Annotated in this window: 10 protein-coding genes; 7 read left to right on the top strand and 3 right to left on the bottom strand. The window is 61.2% G+C overall.

From position 1 onward, the window contains the following. Window positions 1-4: 4 nt before the first annotated feature. From ACJJVH_RS23580 to tssH, 3 genes are all read right to left on the bottom strand, one after another. Window positions 5-553, bottom strand: coding sequence for a hypothetical protein (locus tag ACJJVH_RS23580; protein WP_162704035.1), 549 nt, complete (start codon window positions 551-553; stop codon window positions 5-7). Between the two features lie 117 nt (window positions 554-670). Beyond that, window positions 671-1147 (bottom strand): Hcp family type VI secretion system effector, encoded by a 477-nt coding sequence (locus ACJJVH_RS23585; RefSeq protein ID WP_069613675.1) that lies wholly within the window; start codon window positions 1145-1147, stop codon window positions 671-673. 65 nt (window positions 1148-1212) lie between these two features. Then, the gene (gene tssH, locus ACJJVH_RS23590) at window positions 1213-3957 is read right to left on the bottom strand and encodes a type VI secretion system ATPase TssH (protein WP_412065297.1); all 2745 of its coding nucleotides are present in this window, start codon (window positions 3955-3957) and stop codon (window positions 1213-1215) included. 230 nt (window positions 3958-4187) lie between these two features. On the opposite strand from tssH, the gene tssA reads away from it, so the two are divergent. The 7 genes from tssA to tssF all read left to right on the top strand — a co-directional run bounded on the left by tssA (window position 4188) and on the right by tssF (window position 11989). Then, on the top strand, window positions 4188-5234 hold the full coding sequence (gene tssA, locus ACJJVH_RS23595) for a type VI secretion system protein TssA (RefSeq protein WP_412066211.1): 1047 nt from the start codon (window positions 4188-4190) through the stop codon (window positions 5232-5234). A 105-nt stretch (window positions 5235-5339) separates the two neighbouring features. Further along, window positions 5340-5852 carry a type VI secretion system contractile sheath small subunit gene (tssB, locus tag ACJJVH_RS23600; protein WP_112801923.1) on the top strand — a complete coding sequence of 171 codons (513 nt, stop codon included), beginning with the start codon at window positions 5340-5342 and terminating at the stop codon, window positions 5850-5852. 110 nt (window positions 5853-5962) lie between these two features. Then, on the top strand, window positions 5963-7441 hold the full coding sequence (gene tssC / locus ACJJVH_RS23605) for a type VI secretion system contractile sheath large subunit (protein WP_112801924.1): 1479 nt from the start codon (window positions 5963-5965) through the stop codon (window positions 7439-7441). A gap of 62 nt (window positions 7442-7503) precedes the next feature. Next, the gene (gene tssC / locus ACJJVH_RS23610; protein ID WP_412065298.1) at window positions 7504-8892 is read left to right on the top strand and encodes a type VI secretion system contractile sheath large subunit; all 1389 of its coding nucleotides are present in this window, start codon (window positions 7504-7506) and stop codon (window positions 8890-8892) included. Continuing rightward, on the top strand, window positions 8889-9713 hold the full coding sequence (locus tag ACJJVH_RS23615) for a type VI secretion system accessory protein TagJ (RefSeq protein ID WP_412065299.1): 825 nt from the start codon (window positions 8889-8891) through the stop codon (window positions 9711-9713). Before tssC (ACJJVH_RS23610) ends, ACJJVH_RS23615 begins: the two co-directional genes overlap by 4 nt. Next, the gene (gene tssE / locus ACJJVH_RS23620; protein ID WP_112801930.1) at window positions 9706-10215 is read left to right on the top strand and encodes a type VI secretion system baseplate subunit TssE; all 510 of its coding nucleotides are present in this window, start codon (window positions 9706-9708) and stop codon (window positions 10213-10215) included. Before ACJJVH_RS23615 ends, tssE begins: the two co-directional genes overlap by 8 nt. Further along, the gene (gene tssF, locus ACJJVH_RS23625; RefSeq protein WP_412065300.1) at window positions 10208-11989 is read left to right on the top strand and encodes a type VI secretion system baseplate subunit TssF; all 1782 of its coding nucleotides are present in this window, start codon (window positions 10208-10210) and stop codon (window positions 11987-11989) included. Before tssE ends, tssF begins: the two co-directional genes overlap by 8 nt. The last annotated feature ends 17 nt before the right edge of the window (window positions 11990-12006 follow it).

The raw sequence follows: 12006 nt of genomic DNA on the forward strand, positions 1-12006 counted from the left end.
CGCTTTATCCTACCAGTGAGTTCGCAGAGCCTGCCTTGCCTGTGCTGCCGATCACCTGCTTGCGGCCGCCGACGAGATAGACCATCTGGAAATGAGTGCCATTCGGCAGGGTCTCATGCATGCCCGGCCCATAGAGCACCTCCGGCGTCAGGATCTTGCCGATATCCGCACGGCTCGCCACCGTGCCCAGCAGATAGGCGCCCCGCGCCATCAGCACACGGGTTTCGCCGTCGGTGACGGAGTAATTGAATTGCGCAACGAATACGGAGTGATGGTTGATATCCATCTCCCGGATAATGTGAGCCTCGTTATTGCGCAGCCATCTTTGCAGCCAGTGCGTCAAGGACATCTCATTCGCTTTTTCGGAAAACATCCGGAAAAGAGATGCGGCGGCTCCCATGGCCTGCCCACGCGCTGCAAATTCGCGCGGACCGCTCTGATAGGAGAAGTAGTCATAGGATGGACCGCGGCCTGCGCGCCGGACCGGCGGAAGGTCGGTTTGTTTCACCGGCTCCATTTGCAGCGCCGGCGACGAAACGGAAAAATCTACCATGGCGACCTCGATGAAGGAACGTTCTCGAAAACGTGCCAATCGCGGCCACGGCAGCGATTTGGCATCGGACACGGTTCCGGCGCGTCGACCCCAACGCGCCGGAAAGCGATGCTAGTGTCAGGCAGCCTTGGTCGTTGCCAGATCGTAAGAAGCGATCATCGGCGACTGCGGCGTCTGCGAGTCGTCGTAAGGCGTGTACTTCACTTCCATCTTCGTGAAGTTGAGCTTGATCGTCTCGACCGGCCGGTCGCCGTTGGAATCGACCGAGTAGCTGGCGATCAGCGTATTGGTGAGCGTGTACTCGATGTAGGTGTCGCCCGGATTGCCGGTCGTGACCAGATGAATGACGGCCTGCTTGCCGGTACGGCCGGAGCATGCTTCCTGGAACAGCTTGGTCGACGAAGAATCGCTGACCTTGGTCAGGATGACTTCCGAAACGGTGGGTTCGGAAGCTTCGCGGTTCGCCGCCGAACCGGCCGACGTCTTCATGTTGCGCGAGACGTTCCAGTGAATGACTTCGATGTCCATCCACTTCTTGTGCTGCTCGTGGGTTGCATCGCCCTGAATTCCGTCGATCTGCAGATAAATCGGCATGCTCTCAACTCTCCTGTTGGGATTTGAATACGCCCTGTCGCTGCAAGGCGGGTTTACCTTTCCGTCTAATGCCGCATCCGGGCGTTGTGTTCGTCCGGGGCTGCTTCATTCGCCGTGTCGCCCTCTCGGGGACTGGCGAATTCGGGATCGATCACCGGACTTTCCTCGATGAGGAAGCGCTGATCGTGAAAACTGATGATGATGCCGGCGACCTTGCGTCCCGCCGCAACAGCGTCGAGGAAGAAAGTCGACAATTCGGGAAGCAGGTCGCGCCCGATCATGGTTTCGATGGCGCGCGCACCCATTTCGCTTGCCTTGGCGCGGGCGACCAGCGCCTCGCGCGCCTCGGGAGCGAGAAAAACGTTCGTGCCGTATGACGCCGCGACACGATCACGGATACGGCCGATCTGGATATCGACGATGCCGCTCAACGTCTCGCCGTTCAGCGGCATGAACGGCAGGACGGTCGTGCGACCGACAAAGGCCGGCTTGAAGTGCTTTTGCAGTTCCGGCAGCAGCAGCGCTTCCAGCGCCTCGCCCTCGGGCATCGTCTCCGGATCGGCGGCGAGCGCGGCCAGCAATTCGGACCCCGTATTGGCGGTCATCACGATGGTCGTATTCTTGAAATCGATGTCGCGGCCTTCGCCGTCGCGCAGCGTTCCCTTGTCGAAGACCTGATAGAACACTTCCTGCACGCCCGGATGCGCCTTGTCGATTTCATCCAGCAACAGCACGCCATAGGGGCGACGGCGCACCGCTTCGGTCAAGACGCCGCCCTCACCATAGCCGACATAGCCGGGCGGAGAGCCGAGCAGCAGCGAGACTTTGTGCTCTTCCTTGAACTCGGACATGTTGATGGTCGTCAGATACTGGCTGCCGCCATAGAGAAGATCCGCAAGCGAAAGCGCCGTCTCGGTCTTGCCGGTTCCCGACATGCCGACGAGCAGGAAAACGGCGGGCGGGCGGCGCGGATCGGAAAGGCCGGCGCGGGCGGACCGCATGGCGGCCGCTATTCGCCCAATCGCCGCATCCTGGCCAAGAACACGCTCTTTCAGCCTTGCATCGAGCGTCTTGACGGTCTCGACCTGATCCGACAGCAGCTTCCCGACGGGAATACCGGTCCAGCGCGCCACGATCCCGGCGATCAGTTCCTTGTCGACGACGCGAGGAACCAACGGGGTTTCGCCCGCAACATCGGCAAGATTGCGCTCGGCCTGCGCGAGTGCGGCGCGCGCGGCGTCCGGAGAAGACCCGTTCGGCGGGAAGAGAGCGACATTGTCGCCGCGCGAATGGGCATCCTCTTCCGCTCGATGATCCTGAGTATTGGCCAGCGAGGCTTCAATTCGATCCGCTTCCCCGGATAGCTTCATTTCCTCATCGAATTTCGCCTGCAACCGTTCGATCTCGGTCGCGACCTCTTGCTTCTCGCTCTCGATGACGGCAAGGCGAGCAAGCAGTTCCGGCGTCGGCGGTTCGGCTGAAAGCGCTTCGGCTTCGGCCTCCAGCATCTCCTGCTCGTCGCGTAATCCCTTAAGCGCTTCAGGAACGGTCTGACGGGCGAGAGACACGGCTGCAGCGGCCGTGTCGATAAGACTGATCGCCTTGTCCGGCAGCTGACGCGCCGGGATATAGCGCGCCGAAAGGCGAACGGCCGCCGCCAGCGCCTCGTCGCGAATGCGGACTTTGTGATGGGCCTTGAAGCTGCCGACGACACCGCGCAACATGCGAATGGCGGTTTCCTCATCGGGTTCGAGCACCTGAACGACCTGGAAACGCCGTGTCAATGCCGCGTCCTTCTCGATATAGCGCTTGTATTCGCTCCATGTCGTGGCCGCGATCGTCCGCAATTCTCCGCGCGCCAGGGCAGGCTTCAGGATGTTGGCGGCATCGCCCTGCCCGGCCTGTCCACCGGCGCCGATCAGGCCGTGCGCTTCGTCGATGAAGAGAATGATCGGTTCCGCCGAGGCCCGTACGGCCGCGACCACACCATGCAGGCGGCGTTCGAACTCGCCCTTCACCCCGGCTCCGGCCTGCAGCAGGCTGAGGTCGAGAAGAAGGATACGCACCGGCTTCAGCATGTCCGGCACGCTGCCGGTGGCAATCTCGAGCGCCAGCGCCTCGGCCACGGCCGTCTTGCCGACGCCTGCTTCGCCGACCAGGATCGGGTTGTTCTGCCGGCGACGCATCAGGATATCGATGACCTGGCGCAGTTCGCGGTCGCGTCCGATGACCGGATCTATTTTGCCAAGCCTTGCATCCGCCGTCATGTCGCGGGTGTAGAGACGCAAAAATTCGTTTTCACCCGCTGTGGGCACCGTCTCGGGATTTCGCGACGGTGCGGCGGCATCGCTGGACGAGGCGGCATTCAACCGTCCTTCGAGAGCATTGCGATCGAGGTTTCGCAATGAGGGCGCCATGCCCCGCGCCATGATTCGCAGCGATTGATCGTCCGTGAGCGCGGTCAGAAGGTCGGCCAGGGTGATGCTGTTCCGGCCACATTGAAGCGACGCGACAAGCCACGCCTCCCGCATCAGCGCAAGCAGATTTTGGGAGAGCACCAGCGCGGCGCCATCCCCCCTCGGAAATTCGGCAATGGCGCTATCGAGCTCCGTGCGCAGGGCCTCCGATGGCACGCTAAGTTCTTCAAAAAAGGAGCAAACTTCCGGTGCGTCCAACAATGCACATATCCAATGTGCGACATCGACATTTGCATGCCGATCGCGTGCTGCAAGCGACGCTGCAGCCTCAAGACCGACGCGCAATGCGGGCTCAAGCGTTCTGATCAGACGATTGAGATCGACGTTCGACACCTAGAAATTTCCTCCTTTTGGTTTCAATTCAATTACACCCTCCAAGTCGCCGCAACAACTAGGGCGGTTATCGACAGGCGTCCAGATCGAAAACATAAATTTTTTTGTGCTGACATGGACTGGAATCGTCACAATTCTGTAGCAGAATAGACATGGTTGACAAAGGAATATATCGATCTAACTATCAAGCGCTCAAACGATGTAGTTCACAATATGGAGTTAATCCTCTGCTGAATGTGCGCAACATAGAAACTCCATTTGAAGAAAACGCGCCATGCGGAGAGAATGTGCGCAATAATACTTCTATGCGTGAAATATACTACAGAATAAAGGACGCCAGAAACCAGGCGAGAGCAGCGGAACGAGGTATATCACCAGGTGAAAATATTAGTCTTTCACCTCTGTGGTTAGATGTTAGCAATCTGGGATTGCAGATTGTTTCTTCAAAAAGTAAGGATCTCGAAGTATTAGCATGGTTAGCGGAGGCGGAATTACGTCTGCGCGGATTCGAAGGCTTAAGGGATGTCTACGAGGCGATTGCGTCGCTTTTAGACAAGCATTGGGAGAAATTTCATTCCGTCGGCGCCGACGATCTCGAAGAGCGGCTCGCGCCTCTTTCGGGTCTTAACGGCATCGGCGGCGAAGGCACCATCATTCAGGCGATCAGGCTGTCGCCGCTCGTCCCCGGTGCCAAATTCGGCCAGTTTTCCCTCTGGGATTTTCAGCTGTCGCAGCGTCCCAACGAGGTGAAGCGTCGCGATGAGCTAAGCCAAGCGGCCCTTGAGGCGGGTACGACCGCGATGAGCGCGCATCTCGAAACGGTCAACAGTTGCATCGCCGCTTTCGATCGGCTCGTCTCCGTTCTCAACGAGCGCTGCGGGCAGATGGCGCCGCCCAGTTCCAATACCCACAACGTCCTGCAGGAAGCTGCGCTGGCGCTTCGCGCCCTCGCAGGCCTCGAATCCCAGGCGACCGATGCGCAGGCCGAGCCGCAGCAACAGGAAGGCGCCGCCGAGCCGGCGCAGAGCCGCCCGCGGCCCTTGAGCGCGGAATCGATCGGCTCACGCGAGGAAGCGTTCGAACTGCTGCTGGCCGTTGCGCGCTATTTCCGCCGCACCGAACCGCATTCCCCGATTTCGATGTCGATCGAGACAATGGTTCGACGTGGCCGCATGGATTTTTCGGAATTGCTGACCGAATTGCTACCCGAACAGCAGGTCCGCAACGCCGTTCTGACGGCGGCAGGCATTCAGCCGAAACCGAACAAGACTGGGTGACGAATACAACCGGCACCCCGAAGTTTTTGCAACCCGCCCTTTCCAAAGTCGAGTTGCGCCACATGTGAAAAGCGAATTTGCCGCTGGCATTGAAGGAGAAGTTTTATGGCGAGTGTTCACGAAAAGCTGGAGCGAGTACGCAAGCCGAGGGTCCATATCAAGTACGAAGTGGAAACCGAAGGCGCCATGGTCGTCAAGGAATTGCCTTTCGTCGTCGGCGTGCTCGGCGATTTCTCTGGCAACCCGACCCAACCGTTGAAACCGTTCGGCGAGCGCAAATTCGTGCAGATCGACCGGGACAATTTCGATGACGTCATGCGCCGCATGACGCCGGGCCTCAACATCTCGGTCGAGAATACTCTGGAAGGCGACGGCTCGCAGCTTCCGGTCTCGCTCAAATTCGAGAGCATGCAGGATTTCGAGCCCGGTTCCATCGTCAATCAGGTCCCCGCCCTGAAGGCGCTTCTCGATGCCCGCAACCAGCTTCGCGACCTCATGAGCAAGGCCGACCGCTCGGAAGAGCTGGAACGGCTTCTCGAGGATGTCCTGCAGAACAAGGCCGATCTTTCGAAGCTGATGTCCGAGCTCGGATTGGCCGAGAAGCCGGCCGCAAGCTGATCGTCGTCGGCGATCTGCGGGAGCCGGTCGCCCAATTCGTTTCAAGCAGCCGATAGCGGCAGACCTCGATCTCGACCGATATCGCCCGCATTTTCCGCAAGGATCTAAAAATGAGCGCTGAAAGCCAACTGAAGACCAAAGAGGCCGAGTTCGCGCCCGAGGAAAATCTCCTGTCGCAGATCGTGGCCGCAACCCGGCAAACCGAACCCGACCGTGCCCAGGATCTGCTGAAGACCCTGACCGACCAGGCTCTCAAGGGTACCGTAACCTATGATCGCAATCTGACGATCACGCTCAACAAGGCGATTGCCGAGCTTGATCGGAAAATCTCGCGCCAGCTTGCCGCGATCATGCAGGCGCCGGAATTCGCCAAGCTCGAAGGTAGCTGGCGTGGCCTGAACTATCTCGTCAAGAACAGCGAGACCAGCGTCAACCTGAAGATCCGCGTGCTGAATGCATCGAAGCGCGACGTCTCCAAGGACCTCGCAAAAGCGGTGGAATTCGACCAGTCGCGTCTCTTCAAATCGATCTACGAAGACGAATTCGGCACGCCCGGCGGCGAGCCCATGGGCGCCCTGATCGGCGACTACGAGTTCGACAACTCCTTCGACGACGTGCAGACGCTGCAGGGAATTTCATCAATCGCCGCGGCGGCCTTCGCGCCGTTCATATCGGCCGCCAGCCCGCGCATGTTCGGCTTCGACGACTATCGCGAGCTTGCCCGTCCGCGCGACCTCGAAAAGATCTTCGAAACGGTCGAATACGCCAAGTGGCGCAGCCTGCGTGACAGCGAGGATTCCCGCTTCGTGACGCTTGCCCTGCCCCGCGTCCTCGCCCGCATGCCCTACGGCCCGAAGACCAATCCGATCGACGATTTCGCCTTCGACGAGACCGAACATTCGAAGACCGGCGAGCTCGATCACGACTCCTATTGCTGGATGAACGCGTCCTACGTGATGGGAACGCGGCTGACGGACGCCTTTGCCCAGAGCGGCTGGTGCACAGCGATCCGCGGCGCGGAAAATGGCGGCAAGGTCGAGAACCTGCCGATGCACATTTTCTCGAGCGACGATGGCGACCTCGACCTCAAGTGCCCGACCGAAGTCGGCATCACCGATCGCCGCGACGCCGAACTCGGCAAGCTCGGCTTCCTGCCGCTCTGCCACTACAAGAACACCGATTATGCCGTGTTCTTCGGCGCGCAGACGACGCACAAGCCGAAGGTCTACGACAAACCGGAGGCAACGGCCAACGCGGCCGTCTCCGCACGCCTGCCGTACATGATGGCGACGTCCCGTTTCGCGCATTACCTGAAGGTGATGGGCCGCGACAAGATCGGCTCCTTCATGGAAGCGCAGGATTGCGAGAACTGGCTCAACCGCTGGATCGCCAACTACGTCAACGCCAATGACGACGCCGGCGAAGAATCCCGCGCCAAGTATCCGCTGCGCGACGCGAAGGTGACGGTGCAGGAAGTTCCGGGCAAGCCCGGCTCCTACAACGCCGTCGCCTGGATGCGTCCGTGGCTGCAGATGGAAGAGCTGACCACGTCACTCAGAATGGTCGCCCGCATTCCGAGCAAGAACTAGGAGAGGCGGCGCGGCGATCGTCTCGCCGCGCGCCTTCAGTCAGCACCATGACCGCGACAACGATGGAACCGAGAGCAGCCTGGCCGCGTCAGGTGCATCGCGTGATCGCCATGATCGACGATGCGCTCAACCGGCAGGTCAACGCCATTCTGCATCACCCCGAATTCCAGGCGATGGAAGCGCGGTGGCGCGGCCTTGCCATGCTCATGCGCCACACCGGCCGGTCGGAAGAGGTGAAGGTCAAGATCCTCAGCGTCAGCTGGGCGCAGCTGACGCGCCATCTCGAGCGGATGACCGAATTCGACCAGAGCCATCTCTTCGAGCTGATCTACAGCCGCGAATTCGGCATGCCCGGCGGCGAGCCTTTCGGCCTGCTGATCGGCGATTACGAGCTTTCGCCCCAGGACCCGACCGGCGGCGATACCGTCGGTGCACTGACGCAGATCGGCATGGCCGCCGCCGCCGCCTTCTGCCCGTTCGTCGCAGCCGCCGCACCCCAGGCAATCGGCCTGCAGGATTTCAACGAGCTCAACCGCGTCCAGGATTTTTCGTGGCTTGCCTATGACCCCACCCGCATTCGCTGGAATGGGCTTCGGGCGCGTGACGACTCCCGGTTTTTGGGGCTGGTTGCGCCGCGGATACTGATGCGAGCGCCCTACGAGGCGTTCTCCCGCGGGCGTGACGATCAGTTTCCGTTCCGCGAAAGCATCGCTGCCGATGGCAGCACGCTGCTTTGGGGTAATGGCGCCTTTGCCTTCGCCATGATCGTCATTCGCAATTTCATCGAATCCGGATGGTTCGCCGATATCCGCGGCGTGACGCAGGATGCCGTCGACGGCGGTCTGCTGAGCACGGACGAGCTGGCCCCCTACGATCTCGGCATCGAAAGCAACGGCCTTTCGCAGCAGCCTCCCGTCGAGATTCGCCTGACGAACGGCCAGGAGCAGCAGCTTTGCGAACTCGGCCTGGTTCCGGTCGCCACCACCTATCTTTCACCCTCGGTGATCTTCAATTCGAACCAGTCCCTGCACGCGCCTCCGCACTATTCGAGCGAGCACGCACGTCAGAATGCCCGCATCGCGGCGATGCTACAGTATGTGCTCTGTGCTTCGCGCTTCTCGCATTACCTCAAGGTCATCATGCGCGATGAGATTGGCCGGCTTGCCGATGCCGCTTCGATCGAACGCAAGCTGAACGACTGGTTGTCCACCTACACGCTCGGCAACGACGATGCGGACCTCACGCTGCGCACGCGCTTCCCGCTGCGCTCGGCCGGTATCAGCGTCGACGAAATTCCCGGCAAGCCCGGCATGTTCGCCTGCACGGTACGGCTGCAGCCGCATTTTCAGCTCGACGACGTGTCCACAAGTTTCCATCTCATCGCGGAGACGGCGAATGCGACCTATGCATTCGCCCGTTCCGCAGATACGCCGCAAAGGATATCCGCATGACGCTCTCCGCCAAGATCGCCGAAGCTCTCAGCGAAAACGCGCTCGACGATGCGATCGCGCAGGCGAAAGCGCATGTCAAAACGGCGCCTACGGACAAGGATGGACGCCACATCCTCATCGATCTTCTGATCCTTGCCGGCGATTACGCAAAGGCGGACGCGCAGTGCAATCTCGCCACGACGTTTTCGCCCGAGGACATGATGGGCTTTGCGATGCTGCGCAATCAGCTGCGGGCGATGGCGGCACGCTCCGCCTGGTTCGAAGAGGCCGCCGCACCGGATTTCCCGAACGGGCCGACGGCCCTCGACCAGGCAGCCATGAAGCTGGCGATTGCCCACCGCGCCCATTCTTCCGATACGGCCACGGCGTTGGAAGCCCTGGAGGCTATCCGCGGCGAACGACCGATGAACTGGAACGGTCGTCCCGTCTCGGATTTTCGCGATCTCGACGACCGGATTCCCCATGCGCTCGAAGTCATCATGACGGGCGGAGCATATCTATGGATCGACTTCTCCCGGATTGCCGCCCTGCGCGTCGAGCCGATCGCCCGCCCGCGCGATCTCGCCTTCCGCAGGGCCGAGCTGGAGCTTGCGGATGGGGCAAGCGCTCCCGTGCTTCTGCCCGCGATCTATCACGGCACAAAGGGTTCCAAGCTGCTGCTCGGCCGTGAAACCGAATGGGTCGATGAGCCGACCGGCATTACGACCGGCCGAGGTCAGAAGTGCTTCCTGGCCGGTGACGATCTGGTTTCCTTCCACGATCTGGCATCGCTTGAAACGGCATCGGGCTCCGGCGACACGAGGCGTGCCGCCCATGGCTGATCCACTGGAACGCTACAGGCCGCGGGAAAGGATCGTCGCCAGATCGATCATCGATCGGCTGATCGACGACAATCCCGATCGTCTGCAGGATCCGCCGCTGACATCGGCCGAACAGCTGCGCGAATTGCGCGAATGCATTCGCCGCGACCTCGAGGCCTTGCTCAACACCCGTCGCCGGCCGACTGCGCCGCCCTCGGTCTATGAAGAGCTCGGCAATGCGCTGGTGTCCTTCGGCGTCGACGGAATGGTATCGGCCAACCTCGTCACCGACGAAGCCAAGAGCCGCCTCGCCAGATTGATCGAGCGGCGCATTGCGCTGTTCGAAACGCGGCTTTCGGACGTGCAGGTAAGCATTCTCAGGAGCCGTGGAAATGGCGAGCGCGCCTTGCGGCTGCGCATTCATGCGACCTTCCGCGTACACGAGGGCATGCCGCCGATCAGCTTTGAATCGACCATCGATCCGTCGACCCAGCGCTTCCTTGTGGAGGCCAACAATGGCTGATGGCTTCTTGCAGCGCTATAACGACGAACTGGCCGCCATCCGTCGGCGGGCCGCGCGCTTTGCCGACGCCTTTCCGAAGATTGCCGGCCGCCTGCGCGTAACCGGCGAGGTCGCCGACGATCCGCATGTCGAGCGCCTGATCCAGAGCTTCGCCTACTCGGCCGCGCGGGTGCGGCAGAAGCTCGACGACGAATTTCCAGAACTGACGGATGGCCTGCTCGAAACGCTCTATCCGCACTACCTGGCGCCGCTGCCCTCGATGAGCATCGTGCGCTTTGTGCCGAGCAGCACGCTGGCATCCGTTCAGACCGTGCCGCGTCACACCGAAATCTTCGCAGAGCCGATCGGCGGCGAGAGCTGCCGCTTCCGAACGACACAGGAGACCGAGGTCGCGCCGGTAGAGATCGTCTCGGCTTCATTGACTGGCCATCCGATCAGCGCGCCACCATCTCCGCATGCAGGCGCGGCCGGTTGCCTGCGCCTGTCGATCCGGGCGCGGGATGCCAATAAGCCACTCGACGAAATCGGCCTCGACCGGCTGCGGCTCCATATCGCCTCCTCGTGGCAGCAGGCGGTTGCCATTCACGAGCTTCTCGTCAATCACACGCTCGGCATTGCGCTCGCCCATCATGCCGATGATCGCGCCCCGGTCATGTTGCCGGCCAAGGCGCTCGGCCCGGTCGGCTTCGAAGCGGACGAAGCGATACTGCCCTACCCGGCATCGAGCTTTACCGGCTATCGCCTGCTGACCGAATTCTTTGCGCTGCCGCAGAAATTCCTCTTCGTCGATATTGTCGGTCTGAAGGCATGGCGCGGCGAGACGCTGGAAATCTTCATCTATCTCGATGAAACCAGCGCGAAGCTGGAGCGGGCGATTTCAGCGCGCGACTTCGTCCTCAACGCCACGCCGATCGTCAATCTGTTTCGGCAGAACTGCGAACCGATCGCGCTCGACGGCGCGCGCACCGAATATCGCGTGCTGCCGGATGCCAGGCGGCAGAAGACGCGCGAGATTTATACGATCGAGAAGGTGCTCGTATCCGGGCGCACCGGCGAGGAGGAGCAGTGCCAGCCCTTCTTCGGGCGCAGCTTGAAGGGGGGAACCCCATCGCTGTTCTGGCAATGCGCCCGCCGTTTCGACGCCGACGACGACACCTCGGACATGGAGATAACCTTCGTGGATCGCGCTCGGCGAGCCATCGGCCCTGTCGATAAGATCGCCAGCATCGACGCCCTGTGCCTCAATCGCGAATTGCCCGAGCAACTGCCCTTCGGCGGCGGTCATCCCTACCTTCAGCTCGCCTCCGGCAGCGAGGCGGTCGGTTCGGTCGAAGCCTTGATGGCCCCTACTCCCTCCGTGCGAATGAACGAGCAGCAGGGGCGCAACTGGCGCCTCATGTCGCATCTTCAGCTCAATCACCTCTCGATCGTCGACAATGACGGGGCTGCGTTGAAGGACATCCTGGCGCTTTACGCGTTCAGGGACAGCCGCGAAACCCGTCAGCTCGCCGACGCCATCGTCCGCGTCGAGGCAAGGAACTCGATGACCCGCCTTGGCAGCGGCGGAATGGTAACGGGCACCGATATCCGGCTGGAGTTCGATCCCGCAGCGATCGACAGGCCGTCAGCCTACCTCTTCGGCAGCGTTCTTGACCGCTTCTTCGGGCTTTACACCTCGATCAACAGTTTTACCCGCCTCTCCATTGCCATGAAGGGGCAATCGAAACCGATCGCCGTCTGGCCGGCTCGCGCCGCCGAGCGGCCGCTGTTGTGATGAAAAGGTGATCGACA

Origin of the sequence: Rhizobium sp. SYY.PMSO (assembly GCF_046840415.1) — a bacterium.
Lineage (GTDB): Bacteria > Pseudomonadota > Alphaproteobacteria > Rhizobiales > Rhizobiaceae > Rhizobium.

Bases quoted from the DNA above. Each gene is read 5' to 3' on its own strand.
- ACJJVH_RS23580 (WP_162704035.1), bottom strand. From the start codon at position 553: ATGGTAGATTTTTCCGTTTCGTCGCCGGCGCTGCAAATGGAGCCGGTG.
- ACJJVH_RS23585 (WP_069613675.1), bottom strand. From the start codon at position 1,147: ATGCCGATTTATCTGCAGATCGACGGAATTCAGGGCGATGCAACCCAC.
- tssB (WP_112801923.1), top strand. From the start codon at position 5,340: ATGGCGAGTGTTCACGAAAAGCTGGAGCGAGTACGCAAGCCGAGGGTC.
- tssC (WP_112801924.1), top strand. From the start codon at position 5,963: ATGAGCGCTGAAAGCCAACTGAAGACCAAAGAGGCCGAGTTCGCGCCC.
- tssC (WP_412065298.1), top strand. From the start codon at position 7,504: ATGGAACCGAGAGCAGCCTGGCCGCGTCAGGTGCATCGCGTGATCGCC.
- ACJJVH_RS23615 (WP_412065299.1), top strand. From the start codon at position 8,889: ATGACGCTCTCCGCCAAGATCGCCGAAGCTCTCAGCGAAAACGCGCTC.
- tssE (WP_112801930.1), top strand. From the start codon at position 9,706: ATGGCTGATCCACTGGAACGCTACAGGCCGCGGGAAAGGATCGTCGCC.
- tssF (WP_412065300.1), top strand. From the start codon at position 10,208: ATGGCTGATGGCTTCTTGCAGCGCTATAACGACGAACTGGCCGCCATC.